The following is a 25528-nucleotide window of genomic DNA, read 5'->3' on the forward strand; positions in this document are numbered from 1 at the left end:
CCGCTTTTACCAACAAGGTATGCGGGCTGCAACCCTGATTCGGTCTATCTCTTAGGCATCTTTGTCACCCCCCCAGCGTAAGTTGGCATCATTACCGCCGTTGTCGAACTGGAAAAATTAACAATTCTTCCTCCCTCCGCCATCCGTTTAGCAGCTTCTTGACAAGCAAAAAACGTGCCTTTGACGTTAATTGAAAAAAGATTATCAAACTCTGCTTCGGTAACTTCCGCTACAGGTTTGTAAAGAATTACTCCCGCATTATTGACTAAAATATCGACTTGTGAATAGGTTTCCTGAGTGCGATCGAACAAATGGCGAATTTCTGAGGTTTTGCTGACATCGGCTTGCACCGCTAATGCTTTGCCGCCTGCTGCTTCAATCGCTGACACAACATCTTTAGCCTGCTGTGCACCTCTGGCTTAGTTGATGACAACTTATGCGCCTTCTTGGGATAATCGCAGGGCGATCGCGCGTCTAATTCCTCGCGATGCACCAGTCACAATTGCCACTTTTCCTGCTAGTGATGCCATGACATTTTCTCTGCAATTAGCGTTGATGCTGGTTCAGAATAATCATACTATTTTTTTCCGCATTCCGGTACAGAAACAAATTTAAAATCTCAAATAGCCATAATTTTTCTAGAAATCGCGGTTGCTAACTAACACTTGTGGTAAAGTAGTGTCGGCTGTTAAAGTAAAATCTATGAGCGTAAATTTCGAGTTAGCAGAGCAGTATTTGTCCGCAGGCGACAGCCTCCAGAAATCAGGAAAACTTGAGGAGGCGATGGCTCAATATCAAAAAATCTTAGCCATTCAAGCGGATAGTCCGATCGCACTCAACAAGATAGCAGAAATTTATTATACGCAACAGAAATATGTAGAGGCGATCGCATCCTGTTACCAAGCACTTCGCCAGCAACCCAATTTCGCCGCCACCTACAAAACTCTAGGCAATATCCTGCAAGCCCAAGGCAAAATAGACGCGGCAATTCGCGCCTACTCCAAGGCGATCGAAGTTGACCCTAATTTTGTCGAAGCCTATGTTAACTTGGGCAGTATGTTTTACAAACAAGGTCAGCTTGATGACGCCATAACTTACTATCAAAAATCTATTGTTATTCAACCAGATTTAGCCGTCGCTTATTGGAATTTAGGCAAAAGTTTGGAAGAGCAAGGTCGAATCAATGAAGGTTTATTTTATCAAAAAAAAGCTCTAAATTTACAGCCGGAGTTAGAAGGTAGAAGCAATTCAGTAAAAAATCACACTTACTGAAGAGGAATGTTATAGTCAAAATAATTCAATTATTAACGATGCAAGCTGGATCAACATGGAAATTAGCCAGAATCCGCTCGAATTCCTAACGGCTAAAGTACAAGAAACTGTTGCTGATACCCAAAACTTAGCCAACCAAATTGCTGCAAAAGTTGAGGAAAATGCAACTGTATTAACGGCGTGGGTACAATCAGCGCCAAGTTCAATGGTTAGTGCTGGGGCGATCGCCACTCAAGAAGCTTTTAAAATAGCACACAACATCCGTTTTGAGAACCTGCCAACTAATCTGCAAATCAAATTTGCGAGGGCTGGTATGCGTGACGGCATCAGAAATGTTCAAGAAGCAGCAAAAGTATTTGAATCCATACCCGCCCAAATTCGTGTCCAAGGCCCAGAAGCAATTCGCAACTTCTGTCAAGATAAAGATTGGAGTCACATCCAAGCGCACGTCAATGGAGGCGGAAGCGAAGCTGCTAACGGGATTTTTGAACATTTTTGGGTGAATCGTGCTCGCGGTGGTGTAGACATGACTGCCGCAGAATTAGCTGTCGCTAAGCAAGTTTTAGCGGATGCAGCGTTTAAAGCAGCAGTTGCCGAAATCGTTGGGGCTGCAATGAAAGGGGCGATCGCCGCAGCAGTAATTGAGTTAATATTTTCGATATTAGAAAATTCGTTATTGTGCGTTGAAGGCAAAATTACGCAATCAGAGTTAGTCGAACAAGTCGCCACCGCCACCGCCAAAGCTGGCATTGCTGGCGGTGTTATTACTGGCATTCTGTTAACACTGTGCATGATATTTCCCCCCATTGCCGCCCTTTTAGGTGCCGCAGCGATTCCCTTGGCGGTTGCAGGTATTGGCTTTATGGGAATTCGCGCCTGGGAAATCTTTTGTCACGGCGATCGACTATTTGGTATTACTGAACAAACACAAAAATTTCTGGGAATGACTGAAGCGAAAACATAGTAAAACTTTAAGTTTCATTAAATACCCGACTTCTTGAAGAAGTCGAGCATCTAGGTATTCTAAATGATTGAGAAACGTAAATAGTATGGATTCAGTAGAAAAAACTCAAGATCAGCAGCATCCGCAATACAAACGCGATCGAGCCAGTGTCGATACTTTATTAGCAGGAGAAGCCACCGACTACAATTTATCGGAATTAGCAAGATTAATCATTCGCTACCGCGGCTTTCCCGGCGCTAGAGATATCCAAAAAGACTTAGAAAAAGCCTTGCAAAAATGGAATCTTACACCGGAAACTCTGTACGAACAAACCCGCAAAATTCACACCACAGGTGAAGTTTACAGGAAGCAAAAAAGCGACCAAGAAGATTGGGTGTAGTATAATTATGCAGTTGATTTCCCGTAACAAAATAGGTTCGTCTTTGCTAAAATTCCCCGAATGCGATCGCTGGCTGTCGCTTAAATGAGTGTCACTCGAAAATGCGACTGGGCGCTCGGGTAGATCGTTGTTCAGAATAGGAGCTAAATTATTACAACAAAACAAGGCAGTTTGCCTTGTAGAGGAGAAACCCCATGTTGATTCAACAAGGAACTTTGCCATTTGCGCCAACAAAAGGAGCTGGTCCTCAAACAGCAGAGCAAGCACTGAATTTTCCACAACCTGTCACTGCAACAGCTACGTTGATTTCGGGATTTGATATTATGTACACGGGCAGGACAGGAGTGACTAATGATGGGACAAAAGACGAGCATGAAGTTCAATTAATTCATGTAGATTTACGGAGTCGGAATCTGTCATCTCAATCGGTTGAAGTCACCGGAGAGTTTGGTTTGCGAGATAATTCAAACAACTGGGATGACGGTTATGCAGGAGCAATCAGATTCGTACTGCTGGGTGGCGAACAGGAAGAAATTCTTGGCGGAACTTTTAACTTTCCACCAGCCGCTGGTAATGTACCGCGGACAATGAGCGAATCCGTCAATTTTTCAACTGAAATTCAAGCAAACATTACTGCATTAAGTGGTTTTCAGGCGAGATACCCGCAAAATGACACGAATTTCTTTGAACTCGATGTTGAACTTCAAACACAGTTACCCTCACCCAATCAGGTGCAAGTTTCAGGCTCTTTAGGTTTGCGAGATGACAGTCCTACAGATGTGTACGAAGGATTTATTCGATATGCAACTTTGGCTGAGATCGTTCGGGAGAACAGCAACTTCCAAATTCGCTCTGGGAGATTAGATTTTGCTTTTCACAGTGGTTCGGGTCCTCTCGAGCAAAGAGTTAGACTGTCGTTTCCCAGAAACATTGGAAATTGTGCTGCTGTAATGACAGGATTTAATCTAAGTTTTGATTCAAGACAAGACGATCATCCTCTGCACAGAGCAACAGTAAATATAGAAGCCAGAAAGCTGAGCGATCGCGAGATTGAGGTTGTTGGGCATCTAGCTCTTCGCGATGCAAGTGGAGATTGGGACGATCCGTACAGAGGTTCTATACAATTTGCCGTATTGGCAGAATAAAAAACGCCACCCCTAGCATTTGTCTGTTGGGGGTGACGTAACTTGCTGGTATAATACCGTGAATGCCATAACGGCTGAGTTAAACCATCTCTGGTGAAACTTGCATTGCCGGCTGTGGCTGGAACTGGAACAGCGAATAAACCACATTGCGGCGGATATCCGTCATCATGTCCAAAAACAGCTCGTAACCTTCAGTTTTGTACTCGATCAGCGGGTCTTTCTGACCGTAACCGCGCAGCCCTACAGACTCGCGCAAAGCATCCATTTGTTGCAAGTGTTCCCGCCACAAAGTATCAATTTGCTGCAAAATAAAGAACCGTTCCGCATCTCGCATTAATTCAGCTCGGATTGCATTAACTTCCGCTTCTTTAATGTCGTAAGCATTGCGGACTTGTTCGTGCAGGAATGTTTTAATTTCCTCAACAGACAAATCTTCTAGCTGATCCGGTGTCATGTCAGCGAGCAGATAAACAAATTCCTTCACCTTGCTCACAAGTTTGTCGAGTTCCCATTCTTCCGAAGGTAAATCGGGATTGATGTATGCTCCCACGATGTCGTCCATCGTCTGTTCGGCATACCTAATTACCTGTTCTTTGGAGTCCAAACCTTCCAATACTCGGCGACGTTCCGCATAGATTGCTCGACGCTGATTGTTCATCACTTCGTCGTATTCAAATACCTGCTTGCGGATATCGTAATAGTAGGTTTCGACTTTTTTCTGAGCGCCTTCGAGGGAACGAGTCAGCATTCCAGATTCGATCGGCATATCTTCCTCCACACCGAAAGCCTTCATCAAACCGGCCACCCGTTCGCCGCCGAAAATCCTGAGCAAATTGTCTTCCAAACTCAAGAAAAACCGCGTAGAACCCGGGTCTCCTTGGCGTCCCGCCCGGCCGCGCAACTGATTGTCTATCCGGCGCGATTCGTGGCGTTCGGTACCGATGACGTGGAGCCCTCCCAACTTCACGACTTCATCGTGTTCAGTGCTGGTAAAAGCATCGTATTCGCTGCGAGTTAGATTGTAAGCTTCCCGCAATTTTTGAATTACCGGGTCTTTTGTCGGCGCTTTTTCCGAAGCTATAGCCACGATATCATCGGCTTGCAATTCCGTGAGCGATCGCTCCCCGTACTCCTTCACCGCCAATTCCACCGCCGCCTTGAGCATTTGCTCGGCATCTTTCGATAATTGCGTCGGGAAAATCTGCGCCGAAGCTTTCCAAGACTTTACCTTTTTCGTAGTCGGAGCAAAACCTTGAGGTGCGGGGCGGCCACTAATACCAGGCACTTGCACCACAGAAAACCCGTCCTCATCCTCGGGTTGCACGATCCGGGGCATAAAATACTCCCGCAACTTCAGGCGCGCCATGTACTCAGAATTACCGCCCAAAATAATATCAGTACCGCGTCCCGCCATGTTGGTCGCGATCGTCACAGCGCCTTTGCGTCCGGCTTGAGCAATAATTTCTGATTCCCGCTCCACATTTTCCGGTTTAGCATTAAGCAAATTGTGAGGAATTTTCCTCTCCAGCAGCAGCCGCGACAGCAACTCTGACTTTTCCACACTCGTAGTGCCCACCAGCACCGGCCGACCGATATCGTGCATTTCCGCGCATTCTTGGGAGATGGCATTCCACTTCCCAGCCTCCGCCTTGTACACCATATCGGAAAGGTCACTACGGCTGGTAATCCGGTTAGTGGGAATCAGTGTTACTTCCAGATTGTAAATCTTCTCAAACTCCGTTTCCTCAGTCTTTGCCGTCCCAGTCATCCCCGACAGCTTCGGATAAAGCAAAAAGAAATTCTGATAAGTAATCGTCGCCAGCGTCTGAGTTTCCGGCTGAATTTCCGCCCGTTCCTTCGCTTCGATCGCCTGGTGCAAACCGTCACTCCAACGCCGTCCAGGCATCACCCGGCCCGTAAACTCATCCACAATCACGACTTCGCGATCGGGAGTGACGATGTAGTTAATATCCTTAATAAACAATTCCTTCGCCTTAATCGCATTAAAAATGTAATGCGCCCAAGGGTCAGCCGGGTCGTACAAATCCGTAACGCCCAACAACCGCTCAGCTTCACCAAAGCCTTCATCGGTCAACAGCACGTTCCGAGCCTTTTCGTCAACCTCGTAATGTTCTTCATTTTCCTTTCTCAGAGCAGCAGCTACCTCAGCCGCTCGTATATACTTCTCACTGGGGCGTTCCACCTGGCCGGAAATAATTAAAGGCGTCCGTGCTTCATCAATCAGCACCGAGTCAACCTCGTCAATCACGCAGAAATTAAAAGGACGCTGCACGACATCTTCCATGACAGTAGCCATGTTGTCGCGCAAATAATCGAAGCCGACTTCGCTGTTAGTGGCGTAGGTAATATCGCAGCTATAATTTTTCTTTCGTTCCACCTGATCCATTCCCTGCTGAATCAGTCCCACAGTCAATCCCAGGAAGCGGTGCACTTGTCCCATCCATTCCGCGTCCCGCCTTGCGAGATAATCGTTGACGGTGATGATGTGTACGCCTTTGCCGTTGAGGGCGTTAAGGTAAGCTGGCAGCGTCGCCACCAAAGTTTTGCCTTCACCGGTTTTCATTTCGGCAATTTGGCCTTTGTGCAGGATAATGCCCCCGAGGAGTTGGACATCAAAGTGGCGCATTCCTAAAACCCGTTGTCCCGCTTCCCGCACGACTGCAAAAGCCTCCGGCAAGATTTCGTCTAGGATCTCTTTCTCTTCGTTGAGAGATTTAGCTTTTGCCAGACGTTCTTGAAACTCCGCCGTTTTGCCTCTGAGGCCGTCGTCTGAGAGTGCGCGGATGTCTTCTTCCAAAATATTGATATCAGCTACCCAAGGCTGAAATTTTCTCAGTTTGCGCGCGTTGGGATCGCCTAGCAGATTTTTAAACATGGCAGGAGAGGCAGATTTTTAATAATTTAGCTATTAGCTTTCAGGGTTAGGGGCTGTAGTGTTAGCCACAACATATACCCTCCCCGATTGTAGCAACCATTGGCTCTCCTGGGCCGTCGCTGGGGGCGATCGCTCGATTTGGGATTTTAGATTTTAGATTGAAGTTGGTGAAGGTGGGTAGCGATCGCAGCTCAGGTATACGTGCTTATTGACAATTCCAGGGCGTAACAGACTTTCCGGCCTGTTCCACAATAGATTAATGTTTTTGTTGGATTAATTTCAGCAACAGGCTTTCCGGCCTGTTCCACAATAGATTAATGTTTTTGTGGGGTGGGCCCTCCTAGCCCGCCCCGATCGCCCTTATTGAAAATGCCTTCACATCTCAGGTCAGATTAACCCTAGTTTTAAACAGGCCGCGGCACTTCATAAGTCAAAAAGTCATAGGCCATTTTCGTATTCGGAAAAATAGCCTGCGCTTCCTTGAGCAAATCATCCAGGACGATCGCATTTCCGGGAGCATAACGCGGGCTAAAATGCGTCATAATTAACTGCTTCGCCCCAGCGATCAAAGCCACTTGAGCCGCCATTGTGGAAGTTGAATGCAGGCGATCGAATGCCATTTGAGCATCTTGATGAGCAAAAGTAGCTTCATGAACCAACAAATCAGCATCCTTCGCTAATTCCACGGCCCCCTCACAAAAAACCGTGTCAGTACAATAAACAAACTTGCGCCCGATTTGATCCGGGCCACAAAAATCAGTACCTTTAAACTGTCGCCCATCCTCTAACTTTACCGTCTTTCCTTGTTTTAATTGACCGTAAATCGGCCCGGAAGGAATACCCACAGCCTTCGCTTTTTCTACATCAAAATGTCCCGGACGGTCTTTCTCAGTTACTCGATAACCAAAAGCAGTAACTCGGTGCTTCAAAGGGCCGCAGCTAACAATATATTCGTCATCTTCATAGATGACTCCTTCGTGAATTTTGTGTACCTTAACCGGGTAAGAAAAATGAGTTTGAGAATACCGAACACCAGCTTGCAAATATTCTTCAAGTCCCGGAGGCCCGTAAAGATCGATGCGCTTGACATTCCCCGCCAAACCGCAGCTAGCCAGCAAACCCATTAAGCCGAAAATATGGTCGCCGTGCAGGTGAGTGATAAAAATGCGGCTTAGTTGGCTGACTTTGAGATCGCTGCGGAGAAACTGGTGCTGAGTTCCTTCGCCACAGTCAAACAGCCAGAGTTCCGCTCGCTGGGGCAAGCGGAGGGCGATGCTGGAAACGTTGCGCGATCGCGTGGGGACGCCGGAGCTAGTTCCGAGAAATGTAATCTGCAAGAGTCAAATCACCTCAATTAAGTCTTTAAAAATATGTTACATATATCCAGAGTGCGGCAAATCCGACATACAGGAAATAGTCGCAGCCAGGAACCGGGATAAATCGCTGTTCCTGCGAACATCTCTTCGCTAAAATCATTTTTGACAAGCGTACAGAGCGATCCACCCAATTCTAACGTTTTGTTTCTTCCGTTCCCCTTCCTTTTTCCCTTGCCTTCTCTTAAAAATTCTTAAACTCATACAGCACAGGAGGAAAATTTTCAAATGCCGTCAGGAGTATTTTTTGGTTCCGTTTTTTCGACATTAAAAAAACGCTACTTTTGGATTTCGCTGTTGTTTTGGCTGGCAATGGTAGCCCCAGCACAGGCCGCGCTGATCTTGCGAGTGGCGGTACAAGACGGGGCAAGTCAGGTAAAAGTCGGCAGTTCTACTAAGGCTGCAATCCGCGACGGTAGCGGGCGCAATTTGGGCGAACTGTCGGCAAACAGTTCTCAGTCAGCTCAATTTCGATCGGGAACAGTGGCAATTGGTCGCTGGGCGGCCAACCAAGTTTGGATCGAGCCGACGGGGAACGGTTATGTCTGGATTGGCGATCGTTGGTATCGGGGACGCACGCTTCTGGTTCCCCAAAAAGGAGGCTTGACTGCCATCAACTACGTCGATATCGAAAAATATCTCTACAGCGTTCTCGGCGCCGAAATGAGTGGCAATTGGCCTCAAGAGGCTTTGAAAGCCCAAGCAGTCGCCGCCCGTTCCTACGCTATCCACCAGCGCCTCAAAAGCGAAACCGAGCTTTACGACGTAGACAGCACTCAGTCTTCGCAGGTTTACAAAGGACTGCAAACAGAATCTTCTGGCACTTATTCGGCAGTCGATGCAACCGCCGGTCAAGTTCTGGCCTACAACGGTCAGATTATTTTAGCCGCTTTCCACTCTGCCTCTGGGGGACATACTGAAAATGTCGAGGATGTTTGGACAGAACCTCTGCCTTACCTGCGTGCTGTTCCTGACTTCGACCAAGGGGCGCCGGTTTACCAATGGAAAGAAAGTTTTTCCCGGGCTCAAATCAGCAATAGGATTTCTGGCGTGGGCAATGTGATCTCGATGAAACCAGAACGCACTACCGCTTACGGCAGCGTTTTGAGGATGAAAGTAGTTGGAGATGGCGGTTCTAGGGTCATGACTGGCGCAGATTTACGCCGGGTTTTAAATTTGAGAAGTACGCGGTTTACCGTGATTCCTCAGTATGGGGGCGGTGGGAACCCAAGGAACAGCGGCCAAGCTCCTACGGGTTTTCAAGTTGCTGGCAAAGGTTTCGGTCATGCTGTAGGAATGAGCCAGTGGGGGGCATACAATTTGGCCAGACAGGGATACGGCTACCAGCAGATTTTGTTGCACTATTACCGAGGTGCTACTTTGGCTAGAATTGCAGTCCAGTAACTGCTGGGAATGGGCAAGGAAGAAGTTCGGCAACAAATTCGCTTTCTTGGGATGTAACGGATCTCAGGAAGAAGGAAGAAGGAAGAAGGGAAAAACAGCTATTCCTGTATTCGTGACTTCCGTGTCCTGAATACAGGGAATTGGGAATTGGGAATTGGGAATTGGGAACTTGTAGGGCCCTTCGACTACGCTCAGGAACCGCGTAGTGGCAGGCCAGGAACCGCGTAGGCGAAGAATTAGAAATTGGAAATTGGGAATGACTAATGACTAACGACTACTAGACTGATCACTAACTACATTAAGGATTGCTATGCAAAAGTGGGAGTATTTATTTGTGGATGCGAATATGTATCCTTTTGGAAACAAGCTGATTAGTTTATATGTAAACGGTGAAGAACAGCGAGATTGGAAACAAGGTTCGCTTCATCTATTTGTCAATCATTTGGGCGAGGAGGGATGGGAACTTGTGGCTCTGGATCACGACTCGAAGTATGACCAAAATTGTTTAATTTTTAAACGCCCTAAGCTTATTTAATAAACCTCGGAGTAGAAAAAATTATGACATCAATAAAAATTGATATTTTCCACAATTCTTAGCAACGAGCTAAAAACCAGTTCCCCAACAAAGATATTTTTTTTTGGAACACGCATCCTGCCTATTCTTGAAAATAGTGCAAGATTTTAATGCAACCTAATTTAACAACAAACAACTGTTTTTTTTTCTTAGTATTACAAGTTGTCGGATCGATCGATCCGGCGCTGCCATTCGGCATCTATTTTGGCTGACTGTTCTAGTTCTTGTTGGGTTAATTCTGTTTCTGTGGTATAAGCTAAGTCTTCTCCGGTCAGAACGTTTTCTGCTGCAAATTCCTGCGCGTAGGCCAGTTTTTTGAGCAAGTTTGCTTCTGGTTCGTTTAATAACATTGCTCGCTGCTGACGCTCTTGATTGCGGAATTCTATCCGTCTATTTTTCCACTGAATCCAGAAGTAGCGAATTAAAGGAATTGCGAGAAATCCGACGCCGTAAATCAGGATCATGGGATAAACAGTGCTGACGAAACCGATAAACCCACCGGCTATCAAATTATTAGTTAATAGATTCCCCAAAACTAACGCACCGACAAGATTGACCGCTCCTAACCCTGCCGCGAGCATGATTTGGCCGGAGCTGGCGTTGCTGAAACGCCACAGCATTTCTCGCAAATAAGCTGCTACTGGTTCAGAATTTCTCTCGGTGGCTGTGGTTTGTAATTGCGGGAAGTGGTAGACTATTTGCCCTTCGGGACTGACTTCGGGGCGGCCGTCAAAACGAGCGAGAGCGGGTAGCATATATTCTTCGTATTCTCGGGTGTATCCTTGTCCGAGATTGTCGAGATATGGGGCAATTTGTTCGGCGACGACGGCGCCTCGGTTGTTGCGAATTGCAGTCGCAATATCACTCCACTTGCGCTCTTCTAGATTGTGATTTGGATTCCCGTCTCCAAATAGAAAGGAGAAAACTGCTTCTAGAAAACTCATCTGGGGTTTTTGGTCAGTTAAGCGCGATCGCTGCTGGTAGTATGGTTGGTCATGGTTCCAGTAAAATATCCAGATTAAGTCGTTCCAGAAGTAGGGAAAAAAGGAAAAGCCGCCGCCTCTGCCGCCCCCGCTACCACCGTCTCCTCCGCTGCCGCTGTTATTGCTATCGCCGCTGGAGAGTAAAATCGTGATAGCAACAAAAATTAAGAGGATAGAAGCTACCAGCACTATGCCGAAAGATATCCGAATCAGATAAAATAAAATGCGCCAGATTTTTTGCCACCATTCCTGCAACTGCAAGCGCAAGAATTTGTTTCGCAAAATATCTCGAAAGTTCTTGGGAAATAGGTAGGCAATGTCGCCGGATTCTGCTACTTGCAGGTTGCCGCCTGCTTCGGAGGCGAGGGTTAACAGTTCTCGCTGGGCAAAATTGACATCTAATCCAGCTTTTGCCGCCACGTCTCCAACCGTAACGCGGTAGCCAAGTTGTTCGACGGCTTGCATAATGGTGGGATTCGGAGCCATAGGTTTCTCTCTGTGAAAATTACCCGGTTATTTTTATTATATATTGCGGGAATTCGAGCTGGTTTTGGCGATCGCCTTTCTGATTTTTTTTGAGGCTGCCCTTGACTTTGGGGCAAAATATTGCTAGTGTTTTGCCGAATAACTTTTAAGTATGGGCTGAACTCGGATAGCTTAATAAAACTTTGTGAGTGAATTTCTCCTCGGCAGGCTATTTGCTTGTTTGCTCTGAGAGTCAACGACGGGGATGGTGAGTACAGTTAGTAGGGTACGGTGCGCGATCATCGCCCGTTGGTGTTAGCTTTCGCGATCCGAAGGAAAGCCATCGAAGATGATTGTCCCTGCACCCTCCAGCAGAACTTTTTCCACCGTTGCGGGTTTTTGTAAGTTTTGTGTAGAGTACGAGAGAGGTTAAAGAAATCTGGTTTTTTTGCAAGTCTTGCAAGACTTATATAAAATAGATAGAACTTGCGAGAGTGTTAAACCCAAGGGCGTGTTTGAAGGTTCGCAGTTGCGATCGACTAAACCTTTTAGCGCCCTCAACACAACGGCCCACTACAACAGTGGCGCAATTATTAATAGGAAAACTTTACAGGCTAATTTTTCTGATTAGCCACTAACCAAAGAATCGCATATGCCAAGAACTCAACGCAACGATAACTTTATTGACAAAAGTTTCACGGTAATGGCTGATATCATCCTGAAGATTATGCCGGCCAAAAAGCAGGCGAAGGAAGCTTTTGCTTATTACCGGGATGGTATGTCAGCTCAAGCAGATGGCGAATATGCTGAAGCGTTGGATAATTACCATGAAGCGCTGAAGCTGGAGGAAGATCCTTACGATCGCAGTTATGTCTTGTACAATATGGGGCTGATCCATACTAGCAACGGCGAACATGATAAAGCTTTGGAATATTACAGCGAGGCATTGGATCTCAATCCGAGAATGCCACAAGCACTGAATAATATTGCTGTGATTTACCACTATCAAGGGGAAAAGGAAAAGGAAGCTGGCAATATTGAAGGGGCGGAAGGGCTGTTTGATAAAGCTGCCGATTATTGGAAAGAGGCTATTCGCTTGGCCCCAAACAATTACATTGAAGTGCAAAATTGGCTTAAGACGACAGGTCGATCGCAAATTGATGTGTATTTTTAACTAGGATGGGCATGGGGCATGGGGCATAGTTAGTAGTTCGTCGTTTCTCTAGTAACAAATAACCAATTTCCAATGCCCAATTCCCAATGCCCAATGCCCAATGCCCAATTCCCAATGCCCAATTCCCCATTCCCGATTTTTATGATTGACAGAGAAGAAGTTCGGAAAGTAGCGAATTTAGCCAGATTGGAATTAACGCCGGAGGAAGAAGAGCAGTTTACTGGTCAACTTAACGGTATTTTAGATTATTTCGAGCAGTTGAGTGAACTAGATACGAGTAAGGTGCAGCCGACAACGCGGGCGATCGATGTTAGTAACGTAATGCGATCGGACGATCTGCAACCTTTTGCTAAGGGAGAAAGTATTTTGGAGGGAGCTCCCGATCGCGATGGGGAGTTTTTTAAAGTGCCTAAGATTATGTAGGGTTCCCGCTGCGTACATAACTGAGGAAAATCACTTGAGGGGCTGGCTCCCATGCCAACCCCTCAAGCAGATTAAACTAAGTGTGGAACAAGTAATAAGTAAGCCCGGTAAAAGCCACCCCACAAGCAGATTAAACTGATAGAAACTCAAAACAATCTCACTAATAGGGATAAATCTGTAAAGTTCATTCTTGGGGTGACAAATAGTCATGTACATATTAATTGGTGGAGCAGGAATGATGGGGCTGGGTTTAGCCCAGCAGCTATTAAAACTCGGTCATACGGTTGCAATCATCGATGCCGACCCGCTTGCGTGTCGCTTTGCTCGTGAAAAAATCGGAGTGATGGCATTTGAAGGCAGTGCGGTGAGTACAACGGTTCTTCTGGAAGCGGGAATTAAACAAGCAAACGCAGTCGTTGCAGCACTCAGCGATGATGCACTGAATTTAGCACTGATCACCCTATCCAGGAGCTATGGCATTTCCCATATTGTGGTGCGAATGCGCGATCGCGAATTCCAGGAAGCCTATCGACTTGCCGGAGCCAGTCACATCATCAGCACTATTGATTTGGCAGTTGCATCAATGGCGAATGCGATTGAATACCCCCAAATCGAGTCGATGATGCACTTTGAACACGGGCAAGTCGAGGTACTAAAGCTGCCAGTTCCAGGCGATTGCAAGGTGGCAGGTCACACCGTTGCTCAAATTGCTCAAGACCCTCGTTTTCCAAAAGGTTCGCTGATTATTGGTTATCAATGCCATGCCTGCGCCAATCTGGAGATTCCGAACGGCAATACTGTTCTTGAAGCAGGCTCTACCATCTTGGTCGTCACCCGTCCAGAGCTAGTTCACCAGATGATTGATTACCTCGGCATTCGCGCTAGTCATCTGCCAACGTTAGAAGTTTCTCATCCAAATCTTTGATGTAAGGATGAACCAGATCCTCTGGGACAATTCGCTTGCGGAGGGCATCGCTAACTGCTCCTTTTTCTGCTAGAAGCAATCGCCGTCGAATCGTATCTAGCCCGCTGCGATCGCCCTGGACTTGCCCGGCCCGATGTTGATTGTAGAGATCGCGCAGCACTCGCTCAGAGTGTGCTACTCGTGCTTGATATGATGCCCATAACTCTTCGTAAACTGCCTTCGGCAACACGCCAGATTTCAGCAAACTATCTAGCTCATCTTGAGCCGCTTTGGAAGCGATCAACTGAATCTGTAACTGCCCAGCTTCCTGCATTACATCAGAAACACGGCTAATTTTTAGTCGTTTTACTATCCACGGTAAACTTAATCCCTGTCCGACCAAAGAGAATAAAACTGCACCGAACACCAGGGCAATGATGTTATCCCGTCCTGGTAGGGTCAAGGGAATGGCAACAGCTAAGGCCATTGAGAGAGACCCTTTAATATTCCCTAAAACCAAAATGTGCTGCCAGCGTAGCGGAATGGGGCGATCGAACCAACGCAGGCCCGCTAATAACAAATAGACCGAGAGAATCCGTCCCAGTTGATAGGCCAGAATGACGAATAAAATGGATGGCAAAATTCTCCACAGCGTCAGCGGGTTAATTTCAATTCCAATCAGCAGGAAAATAAACGTATTGACGCCAAAACCAGCGTATTCCCAGAAACTCAGCAAGGTAATCCGATCCGAGGCAGACGAACTGCGAGGCAGCCCGAGGTTGCCAAAAACAAGTCCGGTGATGACCACCGCCACTGCGCCCGATACGCCTAAAAATTGTCCGATTTGGAAGGTTCCCAATGCGAGAGCGACGGTTAGCAAAAGGCTACTCAACGGATCGTTTAAGCGAACAAATATCGGCACGCTCAAGTAACCTAAAACACCCCCAACCAGTGCCCCACCTAAGGCAACCACGAGCAGTTCCTTCACGCCTTGTATAGCGGTGAGAGAGCCTGTCGCATAAATGACCAAAACCAAATTAAATGAAATTAGAGCAGCCGCATCATTGAACAGAGTTTCTCCCTCAACAATTGTGGACAATCGAGAAGGCACGCGGATCTCTTTAAAAACCGCGATCATCGAGACTGTATCAGTGTTTGCCAGAATGACTCCGATCAGCAACGCTGGAATCCAGTCTAGCCCCAGCCCAAATTTAACCAGAACAGCGATAATTGCTGAGGAAAAGATAGAGCCTGGGCCCGCCAGCAGCGCGATCGGCTTAAAGGTGCTGCGGAGACGGCTGATATCCGTATTGATAGCTGCTTCAAAAATCAGAATGGGTAGGAAAAGATTTAATACTAAAGAGGGGTCTAAACCAATTCGACGCGACAAGAGCTCGGTAATGGGCAAGCCTGCTAACACTAAGCCCGTCACATAGGGAATTCGCAACCGTTGGGTTACGAGTGCAACAAAAGTTGCAATCAGCAGCAGAATGATCAAGATGATTACCAATTCAGGAATGGCTCCTGCAGTTTGGCTATTTGTAGCAGGATCGCTGCCCAAGGGAGGTGCTTGCGCTACAATCCACTCGATCGCCGATACTCCTCTCATAAACTCGTTTTCCTCAAATAAATTGACAGATTAACTACCGTTTTAGTCTACAGGAAACGGTTCACTCTGCTGTAGACGTAACTGCAATTTATGTGGTCTATTTGGATGAATGCCGATGAAGCTGAAATAGGATTTCTGGGTTTGTTGGGCGATCGCATCGTTTTTAGAGTGCAATTTTTTTGGTAGATCTGGATGATTTTCCAACCCTTACAGGATGCTAATTGCTCTTAATTGTGCTGGGTTTTAATTTTTTTTTAAACAGTCTCTTCTGAAGTGTTGCCGACCCGATCGCGGTTGCCGCTAAGGCGGGTAATGGAAGTTGTCGATCCATATCTCATATCTAAGGAGTAGGAGAGCGATCGCCCACAGTCATCGACCGTCCAATTTTTGAGTGGGTTTTAGACGTTCTGATTCCCTGGACTAAAATCCTTGAAGGTAATCGTCCTTTCTTACCTTGAATTTAGGTAGCATCACAGACACGCCACGTCAGAATCTCCCAACGTTTAAGGACAGGTTCAGCAATCACGATCTCATTTTCTCTTGCCTCCATGACGATCAAATAATCTCCCTGGTTAAATCTGTTATTGTAAATTCTTGCTTGTTCTTCTGGCACCAACCATCCTTGAAGTGCGCCATATAGACCGCCAGCAGTTGCAGCAATCCCACTTCCAAAGAAAGTTGCTAAAATGCTTTCCACCGCTACTGCCTGACCAATACCGGGAATTAGCAGGCTGCTGAGTCCAACAATTAAGGCTAGTGAACCTAGTCGTATGCTGCCTAAGATCGCCCCTACTTGGGCGCCTGCTACTCTTGTGATTAAAATTTGCTGCACGCCCAGAGAGTCCAAATCATTATTGTCAGAAGGTTTAGCAATCACTGAAATCTTGTGCATGGGGAAGCCCCTGCTTTTTAGCTCCACTAGCGCCTGCTCTGCGTTTCGATGATTAGTAAATAGGCCGCTAGCACGTTTGAGATTTTGGTAATTCATGAGAAATATTCAATGTTCAACGCTACAAAATTGATAAATAGTGCGTAAAGCCGCTGGCAATGGTTGCATCACAAAAACCGCTTAGTTTAGAGGTGCAAAACGCTTTAGCAAAGCTGACAAAGGAATCATTGGCAGTCCGAATCCGATACAAATTAAGCCTTGGATTAGGTTCAAAGCTTCTGTGTCGAATAACTGATTCATAATGCCCCATTGGCTAAACAGGAATTGGAGAATGAAAATAGCCCCAATGCCGATCGCTACCGCGTAGCCAACTGATTCATCTTTACCGCGCAGTTTGGCGACGATCGCCGGAACGAAGCGACTGATGCTTAACAGGTAAAAAGCTTCGGCTGCAACCAATGCTTGAATTGCCATCGTCCGGGCTAGAGCTTCATTGCCTGTGGTTTGGACGATCCATTCAAACATCCCAAAGATCGCAATCCAGTTAAATACCGAAACTGTCAGAATCCGAGCGGTCAGCCTGCGAGACAGAAGCGGTTCATTGGCAGGTCGAGGCGGCTGCTGCATGACATCGGGAGAGGGCGGCTCAAATGCCAACGGTAAGCTCAATGCAACTGAACTGACCATATTCAGCCAGAGAATTTGTACTGGCAAAATGGGTAGCGGGGTTGCCAAAAGTACGGCAATCAAGATGGTCATGGACTCTCCACCATTCACGGGCAGGATGAAGGCGATCGCCCGCAGCAGATTCTTATAAACCGTGCGTCCTTCCTCAACTGCTTTCTCGATCGAAGCAAAGTTGTCATCCGTCAGAATCATATCTGCGGCTTCTTTTGTGACTTCAGTGCCCGTAATGCCCATCGCTACCCCAATGTCAGCTTGCTTCAGGGCGGGAGCATCGTTAACTCCATCTCCAGTCATCGCCACAATCTCGCCCTTAGACTGAAGTGCTTCGACAATGCGGAGCTTTTGTTCTGGCGCGACACGAGCAAACACGCAGCTTTGTTCGACAGCATTGGCTAATTGCTGCTGATTCATTTGAGCGAGTTCTTGACCTGTAAAAACAGGAGCATCTTGGGTTTGATTTAGTCCCATTTGTTGGGCGATCGCTGCTGCTGTTTTGGCATGGTCGCCGGTAATCATCTTGACCTGAATTCCCGCAGACCGACAGGCTTGAATCGCTTGAATCGCTTCGGGGCGGGGCGGGTCGATCATGCCTTGCAGACCGAGAAAAATTAACCCTTGCTCAATATCAGAATGCTCTATTGAAGATTGAGAAGCGGGTACAACTTTCTTGGCAAGTGCCAGAACTCGTAACCCTTTTTTTGCCATTCTGTCCACGGTTTGCTCGATCGGCGCGGGGTTGAGGGATCTCGCCTCTCCCTGTTCATCGAGCATCAGGCGACACCGCTTGAGAATTGCCTCAATTGAACCCTTGACATAAATCAACCGTTGTGGGCGATCGTCATGTAAGGTTGCCATGTATTGAAACTGAGATTCAAACGGCAGTGTATCGAGCCGGCAAAGCGCTTCCTCCAGTTTCTCAGCAATTAACCCCGCTTTTTGGGCTACCGCAACCAGGGCCCCTTCCGTTGGACTACCGATCGCAGTCCAGTTGCCGTCTTGCACGTCTAGATAAGAATCGTTGCACAACAGTCCTGCTTGCAGGCATTCATATAAAGCAGGTGCGTTCGCCAGGTCAACCGAGTGTCCGTTTACAGAAATTTTCCCGTCTGGTGCATATCCTCCACCGCTAACCCGATATCGCTTTCCACCGGCATCGATCTCTTGAACAGTCATTTGATTCTCTGTCAAGGTTCCGGTTTTGTCGGAACAAATCACGGTGGTGCTGCCCAGCGTCTCAATTGCCGGAAGTTTGCGAATAATGGCGTGCTGCTTTGCCATTTGGGAAACCCCGATCGCCAGTGTCACCGTTAAAATCGCGGGTAAGCCTTCAGGAATTGCGCTGACGGCAAGCGCCACAGATGCCTTGAACACCTCAACCCAAGAAAATCTCTGGGCAATGCCTGCAGCAAAGGTGAAGGCAGCCAAACCTAAAATGACATAGAGCAAGGTTTTGCTAAATTTGTCAATTTTGCGGCTCAGGGGGGTTTCCAGTGTCGTACTTTGCTGCATGAGTTGGGAAATGTGTCCCGTCTCGGTCATCTCGCCAATGCTGACGACCAGCCCGCGTCCCTGTCCAAACGTTACCAGGCTTCCGGTATACGCCATGTTCGTGCGATCGGCCAGTGGAACGTCTGCCTCTAGCGCCTGGGATTGCTTCTGAACCGGGACAGATTCTCCCGTTAACGCTGACTCATCAACCTGTAAGTCACGGACTTCGATCAGCCGCAGATCCGCAGACACTTTATCCCCAGAAGACAGCAAGACGAGATCGCCAGGAACCAGTTCGCTGGATGAAACCACTTGCTTTTGACCATGGCGGAGAATGGTTGCCTCTGTTGCAACAGATTTTGCTAAGGCGGCGATCGCATTTTCGGCCTTTGATTCTTGAACAAAACCAATGGTGGCATTCGTCAGAGCCACCCCAAAAATTACCCCTGAATCAATCCACTCTTTCAGAAATGCTGTCACTATGCCAGAGGCTAATAAAATGTAGATTAGCGGCTGATTCAGTTGCTGAAAAAATCGCAACCACGCACTTTGCGGCTTCTGAGCCGTTAGTTGATTGGGGCCGAGGATCTCGCGCCGCTCTGCTGCCACGTCGGAAGATAGACCTATTTCCAGGTCAGTCTCTAAAAGCCGAGCCACTTTCTCGACAGAGAGGTGATGCCAAGAGTGTTCTACTAATTTTTCTACATTTGTTGCAGTCATAACGTTTCTTGTCAAGCCCAATTCTTGTCTGTTATTTCGTCTTGTTTCTAGCGTCATTGATGAATGTGAGGGAAAAGTGACCGACTGATTTCTGTTAGTCACATTTGGATCACATTTGCTCCCTAGACTTAGGAACAGAACCGATTGAGATAGCTTATGGACTTGCAAACCTTAGTTCACTGGATCTGATTGTTGCCTTTTAATAGGGTTGTAAAAAGCATTACTTTTGATAGATGAACTCTCCTACATTCACTTGTTAACTTTAAATGCTCAAAGACTTCATCCTGAGTTTTATCGGCAAAATTGCGTTTCACAACAAACAAAACAAACAAAGAATATGCAATTATTAAAGCTATTTGTGCAAGGAATCAGCGTCAGCACTGTTGCAATTTTGGGTTTAGGTGCTTGCACCTCCCCCAATACTTCACAGACAACTGTTCCATCTACTTCTGCTCCCACAACTGCCACTGGAAATACGACTGTTCCAACCACTGCTGCGCCTGCCACCACGACCGCACAGACGCCTCAGAATCAAGACATTGACGATATTGCCGATCGCGTAGAAGAGGCCTTGGACTCCGATGGCACGCTCAAGCAATTCGATTTGGAGGCAGACGATCGCGATAATTCGCTTGTGTTAACAGGGCGCGTTCAAACGGCAGAACAAAAAGCATTGGCCGAACAAATTGCTCGGCAAGTTGCAGCGAATGTTTCCATCAATAACGAAATCGTCACTCAGTAGTTCTTAATCCTCAAGTGGCAAGAGTATTTGACACTTATTGCCGCTTGACGAATTGTGCGATCGCAGCGAGGAAACTTATGGATTTGCCAACCTTATTTGACTGGATGCGATCGCAATATTGAAACAATAAAGTTATTCAACGATTTCGTAACGGACTAACTGGCGAACATTTTGACGCGATAACTGAAGTTCTTGCGCGATCGCTGCCTCTATCTGGGTTGCGTCAGTCATTGGCAATTCTAATTCCAATCGCTTTAAAATGGGTTCTGCTGTTTCTACCGCAACCTGGGTTGTTCCTTGTTTTCGGTTAATCACCGCATTGATCAGCAATATATTGACAGACACCGTTGCTTTAAGCTGGGTATCTGCCTGAAGTTTATTCTTTGCGATCTGGGGTTGTTGTAATTCTTGAGCCATTAGGAAACTGGAGCCAACCCAAAACGCGATCGCCACAAACGGCAATGGCAACCAAAACTCTGCGCCTGATGCTTTTAGCCAACGTTTAGTAACCTGCCACATAAATTTTTTACCCCACCCCAACCCTCCCCTTACAAAGGGGAGGGAGTAAGAAATTCACAAATGATTTAGGATTGCTATATTTGCACTTTAGTGGAGCGATCGCTCTGCTGAAATCCTACTCAAGGGCGATGCGTAAACTATTCGAGTTCTATAAAAACAGCAATCAGCGATGTGGGCTGAACAAAATTACAGCAGTTCCAATCAGGGAAATTGTAACACCAAGCAAGTCCCACTTATCTGGCTTAACTCCTTGAATGAGCCACAACCAAACCAGAGATGTAAGAATGTAAATACCGACCTAGGCAGCATATACTCTTCCAGCGTTTGAGGCATTGACTTGAGTTAGAGAAAACGCAAAACAGATTAAAGCTAAAATTCCTGGAACAACCCACAAAATGCTCTTTTCAAGTCTCACCCAGGCCCAGAAAGCGTAACACCCAGAGATTTCTCCTAGAGCCGCAAATAGAAAAAAAGCAAGTGTTGGCATTTTTAGATTCATACTTAAAATAGATAAATTTCATCAGCCGATCGATGTTTATCAGCCCAATTAAAGAAATATATGAGAATCTTACTTGTGGAGGACGACCCAAAGCAACTGATGCCACTTCAAACAGTGCTGTCTCAAGCAGGACATAGCGTGGATGGGGTAAAAGATGGAGAGACTGCACAGTGGCTGTTATCAGAAAAAGAATATGATTTGTTGATTTTGGACTGGATGTTGCCACATATCAGTGGGGTAAATCTCTGTCGTCAATATCGATCGGCAGGGAAAACAGCGCCGATTTTGATGATCACCGCAAGAGACACCACGCCTGAAAAAGTGACCGGGTTGGACGCAGGTGCAGATGATTACCTGGTGAAACCGATCGATTTGGTTGAATTCATGGCACGAGTCCGGGCATTAAGACGGCGATCGCCCCTTTGGCAAGGAGATACGCTCAGCCTTGAGGATCTGCACCTCCACCTCGATACTCTTACTGTTGAGCGACAAGGTGCAACCGTTTCACTCTCCAGTCGCGAGTTTCAGTTGTTGGAGTATTTTATGCGTCATCCTCGACAGGTTTTGACTCGGAATCAGATTGAACAAGGCGTGTGGGAATGGGGGACTGAACCAGAGAGCAATGCGATCACGGTTCTAGTTCGCAAACTACGCCAACGCTTGCAGGCTGTAGGATCGGCAGACTGGATTGAGAGCATTTACGGTATGGGTTATCGCCTCACCTCCCCTCTCAAGTAACGATCGTCAAGCCAAGTCATGTTTAATCAAAGTCGTCGCAATCTGGCTCGTTGGTTCACCCTCTCAATGGGAAGCATTCTCGTGCTGTTTGCTGGGGCGATCTATCAGATTGAGGTGAAAGATAAACTAGAGGCGCTCGATCGACTGCTATATGACAAAAGCAGAATCATGGCTGCCAGCGTGCATTATGAAGTTCGCCAAAACCAGAACCAGGTCGATCTGAGTCATGTTTCCTTGTTAGGTAGCGGTTCGCATCCCCTTGCTGAAGATCTGATTTACGTGCGCTGGTATAACGCACAAGGGCTGCTAGTTCGTTTTTTTGGGAATTCTCCTCCCGAGCGGTTAAATACGCCCTTTGGTTATCTCACAGTTCGATCGACCGATCCACTTTTGGCAAAAGGAATCTGGCTGCGTCAGGTGACATTACCCGTTGAAGGTAGAACAGGGGTACTCGGTTATCTTCAGGTTGCAACTCCCCTGACAGAAACTCAAAACAGGCTCACTGAGCTTCAGATCGTGCTAACTCTCGCTGTACCGCTGACACTGGGCTTAATTGCCCTCACAGGTTGGTTTCTCAGCGGGCTGGCCATGCAACCGATTCGGCAAGCCTATCAGCAGCTTCAGCGCTTTACAGCCGATGCCTCTCACGAGTTGCGATCGCCCCTGTCTGCCATTCTCACTAATGCCCAGCTTGGGTTGCTCATCGCGGCTGACGATCCGCGTTACCATCCTCCCTTAGAAAACATTGTAGATAGCGCAAAATCAATGGGAGCGCTCGTGAATAATTTACTGCTGTTGGCTCGTCATCAAGGGCGACTTGCGCCGGAATCGCTCAGGTTAATCAATCTCAACGAGCTCCTCAGCAATTTAGCAACCCAGTTTCTCGCACTTGCAGAAGCCCAAAATATCAAACTGACCTGCGAATCACCGGAACAACGGATTGAATTATTGGCCGATCCTGATTTGCTGCGGCAAGTAGTCGAAAACTTGCTTTACAACGCCTGTAAATATACTCCCGTTGGCGGAACTGTAAAGATACGGCTAGTTCTTCATTCCAATTTGGCAGTCATTCAGATAATCGATACGGGAATCGGTATTCCAGAAGCGGACTTACCCTATATTTTCGATCGCTTCTATCGAGTAGACACCGAGCGATCGCAGGACAGCGGAGGCTTTGGGCTGGGGTTGGCGATCGTCCAACAAATTGTCAAGGCACACAGCGGACAAATACAGGTGACGAGTACAGTGGGCAAAGGCTCCACGTTCCAGGTTGAACTGCCGCTCAAACCTTATGACTGAGCCGCCTCAAGGAAGAGAAATGCTTGTAGTATGTAGTTCTATAATGTTTGTTGTTGAGGTGACAATAAATCCTGTAGGTATTAATTGGTGGACCGGAATGATGTGGCTGGGGTCAGCCCAACAGTTATTAAAAGTCGGGAACAGCATTGCGATGGTTGACATATACCAGCTTGCCTGTGGCTTGGCCCGTTAAAAAATATAATTCTCAACGGGTAATTTAACGGATAAATTTGCTTTACCCATAGAAATTGATAGATTAACTACGGTTTTAGTCTACAGGAGACGGTTCGCTCTGTTGTAGACGTAACTGCCATTCATGTGGTGTATTTGGATGAATGCCGATGAAGCTGAAACAACATTTCTGGGTTGGTTGGGCGATCGCCGCGATCGTCCTGATCTCTTGTTCAGAGCAAACTATTTCACAAAGACAACAACCTGATACAAAACGTGAAACCTCACTGAGATCGGTCACGTTAGATAAAACAAAAGTTGTGATGGGACAAACCGTATATGTCCCTATTTACTCGCATATTTATCACTACAATAGCCAGGATAATGTCATGAATTTGTCAGCCACCCTCAGTATCCGCAATACGGATCTGACAAATTCGATTATTATTACTTCTGTGCGTTACTACGATACCGATGGGAAATTGATTAAGCAGGATATTAAGAGTTCAGTAGAACTCAAGCCGCTTGCTTCCACAGACTTTTTCATTGCAGCAGATGATACAAGTGGAGGCTCAGGTGCCAACTTTATTGTGGAGTGGGTGGCAGAAAAAACGGTTTATGAGCCTGTCATTGAAGCTGTCATGATTAGTACCTCTTCTTCTCAGGGCATTTCATTTATCAGTCCCGCTAAAGTTCTCAAGCAATACAGGAGGCTAAACTGATTTTAGAGGATTAAATTCTTGCTTTACCAGGTAGTTTTATACTACCATAATAGGAGTATCTCATATTTGTAAAAACACTTCTTCTGGCTTCTTCCTTTTTTATTCTGACTTTTTTCCCCGGGCTCCTGACTCTTAACTCCAATTTCTAGCTTGGCTGCAAAAGTGAAATGCTCCTTTTTAATTTTTAACTTTGTACATCACTATAATTATTTCAGAATAAAACGATAGCATTACTGTGCATGACTACCCAACTTTTTTCTGTTAAGATTAGAGAGATTGAGGGTGAATACTAAAAATATAAATGAGGACTTAGGGTATGCAAAAGCGACAATTGGGGACATCACAAATTCAGATTACCCCGATAATTATGGGGACTTGGCAAGCCGGGAAGCGGATGTGGGTGGGAATTGAGGATGCTGAAACAGTCAAAGCAATGCGCGCGGCTTTTGAGGCAGGTATTACCACCTTTGATACGGCTGAGGTTTACGGAGAAGGGCATTCGGAACAAATTATCGGTCAAGCACTTTCAGATGTGCGATCGCAAGTAGTTTATGCTAGCAAAGTTTTCGCCAACCACTTGAAACCCGATTTGTTAATCGAAGCGTGCGATCGATCGCTAAAAAACCTCAACACCGATTATATCGACCTTTACCAAATCCACTGGCCCGCCGGCACTTGGAATTCGGAGTTAGTGCCAATTGCAGAAACAATGGACGCCCTGAACAAGTTAAAAGAACAGGGAAAAATTCGGGCGATCGGCGTTTCTAACTTCTCCCGCGCCCAAATAGAAGAAGCCGCCCAATACGGACGCATCGACAGCTTGCAACCGCCCTATTCTCTGTTTTGGCGCTGGGTAGAAAAAGATGCTATGTCCTATTGTGTGGACAATCATATCTCCATCATTGCCTATTCATCTCTAGCTCAAGGAATATTGACAGGTAAATTCGGGCCAGAACACAAGTTTGAAGAAGGCGACCACCGCGCCAAAAATAAGCTGTTCATCAAAGAAAATTACGACCGAGTGCAAACAGCATTAAATCAACTCAGGCCAATTGCCGATCGCCACCAGACAAGCTTGGGCAACTTAGCTTTAGCCTGGTTGATTTCCCAGCCACAAACAAATGCCATTGTCGGCGCGCGCGACGGGAAACAAGCAGCCGAAAATGCAAAAGCTGCTGAGGTAAAATTGAGTGAAGAGGAATTAAAAGAAATTGACGCGATCGGGCGCACCGTCACCGATCATTTAGACGATAACCCCGTTATGTGGAACTTTTAAAACAGTTGACAGTTGACAGTTGATAAAGGACTAAAGTCAGAACGCTTAAACCAACTTTTACAGTCCCGGACGCAGGGAGAGTCTGAAACCGGGTTTTTTGTATTGTACTTCGTTAGAGCCTGCAGAGTCGGTAAAAACCCAGGGTAAGCTCATCTAATTTGGTATAATATGAACTTGACAAAGTTAACAAAATAAGCATAAGAGACTGTGTAG

24 protein-coding genes and 2 pseudogenes are annotated in these 25528 nt (G+C 46.6%); 16 read left to right on the plus strand and 10 right to left on the minus strand.

What is annotated here, in order from left to right:
- Window positions 1–44: 44 nt before the first annotated feature.
- Window positions 45–404, minus strand: a pseudogene (locus QUA77_RS25125) (SDR family NAD(P)-dependent oxidoreductase); the annotation flags it as partial.
- A gap of 22 nt (window positions 405–426) precedes the next feature.
- Between QUA77_RS25125 and QUA77_RS25130 the strand changes: the two are divergent.
- The 5 genes from QUA77_RS25130 to QUA77_RS25150 all read left to right on the plus strand — a co-directional run bounded on the left by QUA77_RS25130 (window position 427) and on the right by QUA77_RS25150 (window position 3760).
- Complete coding sequence (locus QUA77_RS25130) at window positions 427–615, plus strand: hypothetical protein (protein ID WP_333059508.1); 189 nt, start codon at window positions 427–429, stop codon at window positions 613–615.
- An 87-nt stretch (window positions 616–702) separates the two neighbouring features.
- Window positions 703–1272: a tetratricopeptide repeat protein gene (locus QUA77_RS25135; protein WP_333453210.1), complete on the plus strand. Its 570-nt coding sequence runs from the start codon at window positions 703–705 to the stop codon at window positions 1270–1272.
- A 55-nt stretch (window positions 1273–1327) separates the two neighbouring features.
- A complete protein-coding gene (locus QUA77_RS25140; RefSeq protein ID WP_333039099.1) occupies window positions 1328–2236 on the plus strand; it encodes a hypothetical protein in 909 nt (302 codons plus the stop codon).
- A gap of 85 nt (window positions 2237–2321) precedes the next feature.
- Complete coding sequence (locus QUA77_RS25145) at window positions 2322–2615, plus strand: DUF3288 family protein (protein WP_333453212.1); 294 nt, start codon at window positions 2322–2324, stop codon at window positions 2613–2615.
- 194 nt (window positions 2616–2809) lie between these two features.
- On the plus strand, window positions 2810–3760 hold the full coding sequence (locus QUA77_RS25150) for a hypothetical protein (RefSeq protein WP_333453213.1): 951 nt from the start codon (window positions 2810–2812) through the stop codon (window positions 3758–3760).
- Window positions 3761–3839: 79 nt separating this feature from the next.
- Here QUA77_RS25150 and secA read toward each other — a convergent pair whose 3' ends face one another.
- Window positions 3840–6656 carry a preprotein translocase subunit SecA gene (secA, locus tag QUA77_RS25155; protein ID WP_333453215.1) on the minus strand — a complete coding sequence of 939 codons (2817 nt, stop codon included), beginning with the start codon at window positions 6654–6656 and terminating at the stop codon, window positions 3840–3842.
- A gap of 404 nt (window positions 6657–7060) precedes the next feature.
- Window positions 7061–7993, minus strand: coding sequence for a ribonuclease Z (locus QUA77_RS25160; protein ID WP_333039106.1), 933 nt, complete (start codon window positions 7991–7993; stop codon window positions 7061–7063).
- A 264-nt stretch (window positions 7994–8257) separates the two neighbouring features.
- Here QUA77_RS25160 and QUA77_RS25165 point away from each other — a divergent pair, with 264 nt between their 5' ends.
- Complete coding sequence (locus QUA77_RS25165; protein WP_333453217.1) at window positions 8258–9433, plus strand: SpoIID/LytB domain-containing protein; 1176 nt, start codon at window positions 8258–8260, stop codon at window positions 9431–9433.
- Window positions 9434–9743: 310 nt separating this feature from the next.
- Window positions 9744–9968 (plus strand): hypothetical protein, encoded by a 225-nt coding sequence (locus QUA77_RS25170; RefSeq protein WP_015174403.1) that lies wholly within the window; start codon window positions 9744–9746, stop codon window positions 9966–9968.
- A gap of 194 nt (window positions 9969–10162) precedes the next feature.
- On the opposite strand, the gene QUA77_RS25175 is transcribed toward QUA77_RS25170, so the two are convergent.
- A complete protein-coding gene (locus QUA77_RS25175) occupies window positions 10163–11476 on the minus strand; it encodes a hypothetical protein (protein ID WP_333453219.1) in 1314 nt (437 codons plus the stop codon).
- Between the two features lie 436 nt (window positions 11477–11912).
- On the opposite strand from QUA77_RS25175, the gene QUA77_RS25180 reads away from it, so the two are divergent.
- The 4 genes from QUA77_RS25180 to QUA77_RS25195 all read left to right on the plus strand — a co-directional run bounded on the left by QUA77_RS25180 (window position 11913) and on the right by QUA77_RS25195 (window position 13977).
- On the plus strand, window positions 11913–12086 hold the full coding sequence (locus QUA77_RS25180) for a hypothetical protein (protein ID WP_333039115.1): 174 nt from the start codon (window positions 11913–11915) through the stop codon (window positions 12084–12086).
- Window positions 12087–12107: 21 nt separating this feature from the next.
- Window positions 12108–12629, plus strand: a complete 522-nt coding sequence (locus tag QUA77_RS25185) for a photosystem I assembly protein Ycf3 (RefSeq protein WP_333039118.1) — start codon at window positions 12108–12110, stop codon at window positions 12627–12629.
- Window positions 12630–12770: 141 nt separating this feature from the next.
- Entirely contained in the window at window positions 12771–13052 is a 282-nt protein-coding gene (gene gatC / locus QUA77_RS25190; RefSeq protein ID WP_006635952.1) for an Asp-tRNA(Asn)/Glu-tRNA(Gln) amidotransferase subunit GatC, read from the plus strand.
- A 208-nt stretch (window positions 13053–13260) separates the two neighbouring features.
- Window positions 13261–13977, plus strand: a complete 717-nt coding sequence (locus QUA77_RS25195; RefSeq protein ID WP_333039123.1) for a TrkA family potassium uptake protein — start codon at window positions 13261–13263, stop codon at window positions 13975–13977.
- Here QUA77_RS25195 and QUA77_RS25200 read toward each other — a convergent pair.
- The 4 genes from QUA77_RS25200 to QUA77_RS25215 all read right to left on the minus strand — a co-directional run bounded on the left by QUA77_RS25200 (window position 13934) and on the right by QUA77_RS25215 (window position 19349).
- Window positions 13934–15565, minus strand: coding sequence for a sodium:proton antiporter (locus QUA77_RS25200; protein WP_333453222.1), 1632 nt, complete (start codon window positions 15563–15565; stop codon window positions 13934–13936). The two genes, QUA77_RS25195 and QUA77_RS25200, sit on opposite strands and share 44 nt — an antisense overlap.
- Before the next feature lie 42 nt (window positions 15566–15607).
- A complete protein-coding gene (locus tag QUA77_RS25205) occupies window positions 15608–15739 on the minus strand; it encodes a hypothetical protein (RefSeq protein WP_333453224.1) in 132 nt (43 codons plus the stop codon).
- A gap of 286 nt (window positions 15740–16025) precedes the next feature.
- Complete coding sequence (locus QUA77_RS25210) at window positions 16026–16553, minus strand: hypothetical protein (protein ID WP_333453226.1); 528 nt, start codon at window positions 16551–16553, stop codon at window positions 16026–16028.
- An 81-nt stretch (window positions 16554–16634) separates the two neighbouring features.
- A complete protein-coding gene (locus tag QUA77_RS25215; RefSeq protein ID WP_333453228.1) occupies window positions 16635–19349 on the minus strand; it encodes a cation-transporting P-type ATPase in 2715 nt (904 codons plus the stop codon).
- A gap of 337 nt (window positions 19350–19686) precedes the next feature.
- Between QUA77_RS25215 and QUA77_RS25220 the strand changes: the two genes are divergently transcribed.
- Window positions 19687–20091, plus strand: a complete 405-nt coding sequence (locus QUA77_RS25220) for a BON domain-containing protein (protein ID WP_333039130.1) — start codon at window positions 19687–19689, stop codon at window positions 20089–20091.
- 132 nt (window positions 20092–20223) lie between these two features.
- Here the strand turns inward: QUA77_RS25220 and QUA77_RS25225 are convergent, their stop codons facing one another.
- Window positions 20224–20610, minus strand: coding sequence for a hypothetical protein (locus QUA77_RS25225; protein WP_333039132.1), 387 nt, complete (start codon window positions 20608–20610; stop codon window positions 20224–20226).
- 163 nt (window positions 20611–20773) lie between these two features.
- Window positions 20774–21109 (minus strand): annotated as a pseudogene (locus tag QUA77_RS29425) (YnfA family protein).
- A gap of 60 nt (window positions 21110–21169) precedes the next feature.
- Between QUA77_RS29425 and rppA the strand changes: the two are divergent.
- The 4 genes from rppA (at window position 21170) to QUA77_RS25245 (ending at window position 25315) form a co-directional block, all read left to right on the plus strand.
- Window positions 21170–21847, plus strand: coding sequence for a two-component system response regulator RppA (rppA, locus tag QUA77_RS25230; protein WP_333039133.1), 678 nt, complete (start codon window positions 21170–21172; stop codon window positions 21845–21847).
- Between the two features lie 18 nt (window positions 21848–21865).
- Window positions 21866–23146 (plus strand): HAMP domain-containing sensor histidine kinase, encoded by a 1281-nt coding sequence (locus QUA77_RS25235; RefSeq protein ID WP_333039134.1) that lies wholly within the window; start codon window positions 21866–21868, stop codon window positions 23144–23146.
- Window positions 23147–23487: 341 nt separating this feature from the next.
- The gene (locus tag QUA77_RS25240; RefSeq protein WP_333039137.1) at window positions 23488–24039 is read left to right on the plus strand and encodes a DUF3124 domain-containing protein; all 552 of its coding nucleotides are present in this window, start codon (window positions 23488–23490) and stop codon (window positions 24037–24039) included.
- Between the two features lie 316 nt (window positions 24040–24355).
- Window positions 24356–25315: an aldo/keto reductase gene (locus tag QUA77_RS25245; protein WP_333039140.1), complete on the plus strand. Its 960-nt coding sequence runs from the start codon at window positions 24356–24358 to the stop codon at window positions 25313–25315.
- Window positions 25316–25528 lie beyond the last annotated feature (213 nt).

It is taken from the genome of Microcoleus sp. K5-D4 (assembly GCF_036704575.1).
Taxonomy (GTDB): Bacteria; Cyanobacteriota; Cyanobacteriia; order Cyanobacteriales; family Microcoleaceae; genus Microcoleus.

Excerpts from the sequence above, each read along its gene's own strand:
- QUA77_RS25130 (WP_333059508.1), top strand. The coding sequence starts at position 427 with ATGACAACTTATGCGCCTTCTTGGGATAATCGCAGGGCGATCGCGCGT.
- QUA77_RS25135 (WP_333453210.1), top strand. The coding sequence starts at position 703 with ATGAGCGTAAATTTCGAGTTAGCAGAGCAGTATTTGTCCGCAGGCGAC.
- QUA77_RS25140 (WP_333039099.1), top strand. The coding sequence starts at position 1,328 with ATGGAAATTAGCCAGAATCCGCTCGAATTCCTAACGGCTAAAGTACAA.
- QUA77_RS25145 (WP_333453212.1), top strand. The coding sequence starts at position 2,322 with ATGGATTCAGTAGAAAAAACTCAAGATCAGCAGCATCCGCAATACAAA.
- QUA77_RS25150 (WP_333453213.1), top strand. The coding sequence starts at position 2,810 with ATGTTGATTCAACAAGGAACTTTGCCATTTGCGCCAACAAAAGGAGCT.
- secA (WP_333453215.1), bottom strand. The coding sequence starts at position 6,656 with ATGTTTAAAAATCTGCTAGGCGATCCCAACGCGCGCAAACTGAGAAAA.
- QUA77_RS25165 (WP_333453217.1), top strand. The coding sequence starts at position 8,258 with ATGCCGTCAGGAGTATTTTTTGGTTCCGTTTTTTCGACATTAAAAAAA.
- QUA77_RS25170 (WP_015174403.1), top strand. The coding sequence starts at position 9,744 with ATGCAAAAGTGGGAGTATTTATTTGTGGATGCGAATATGTATCCTTTT.
- QUA77_RS25175 (WP_333453219.1), bottom strand. The coding sequence starts at position 11,476 with ATGGCTCCGAATCCCACCATTATGCAAGCCGTCGAACAACTTGGCTAC.
- QUA77_RS25185 (WP_333039118.1), top strand. The coding sequence starts at position 12,108 with ATGCCAAGAACTCAACGCAACGATAACTTTATTGACAAAAGTTTCACG.
- gatC (WP_006635952.1), top strand. The coding sequence starts at position 12,771 with ATGATTGACAGAGAAGAAGTTCGGAAAGTAGCGAATTTAGCCAGATTG.
- QUA77_RS25195 (WP_333039123.1), top strand. The coding sequence starts at position 13,261 with ATGTACATATTAATTGGTGGAGCAGGAATGATGGGGCTGGGTTTAGCC.
- QUA77_RS25200 (WP_333453222.1), bottom strand. The coding sequence starts at position 15,565 with ATGAGAGGAGTATCGGCGATCGAGTGGATTGTAGCGCAAGCACCTCCC.
- QUA77_RS25210 (WP_333453226.1), bottom strand. The coding sequence starts at position 16,553 with ATGAATTACCAAAATCTCAAACGTGCTAGCGGCCTATTTACTAATCAT.
- QUA77_RS25215 (WP_333453228.1), bottom strand. The coding sequence starts at position 19,349 with ATGACTGCAACAAATGTAGAAAAATTAGTAGAACACTCTTGGCATCAC.
- QUA77_RS25220 (WP_333039130.1), top strand. The coding sequence starts at position 19,687 with ATGCAATTATTAAAGCTATTTGTGCAAGGAATCAGCGTCAGCACTGTT.
- QUA77_RS25225 (WP_333039132.1), bottom strand. The coding sequence starts at position 20,610 with ATGTGGCAGGTTACTAAACGTTGGCTAAAAGCATCAGGCGCAGAGTTT.
- rppA (WP_333039133.1), top strand. The coding sequence starts at position 21,170 with ATGAGAATCTTACTTGTGGAGGACGACCCAAAGCAACTGATGCCACTT.
- QUA77_RS25235 (WP_333039134.1), top strand. The coding sequence starts at position 21,866 with ATGTTTAATCAAAGTCGTCGCAATCTGGCTCGTTGGTTCACCCTCTCA.
- QUA77_RS25240 (WP_333039137.1), top strand. The coding sequence starts at position 23,488 with ATGAAGCTGAAACAACATTTCTGGGTTGGTTGGGCGATCGCCGCGATC.
- QUA77_RS25245 (WP_333039140.1), top strand. The coding sequence starts at position 24,356 with ATGCAAAAGCGACAATTGGGGACATCACAAATTCAGATTACCCCGATA.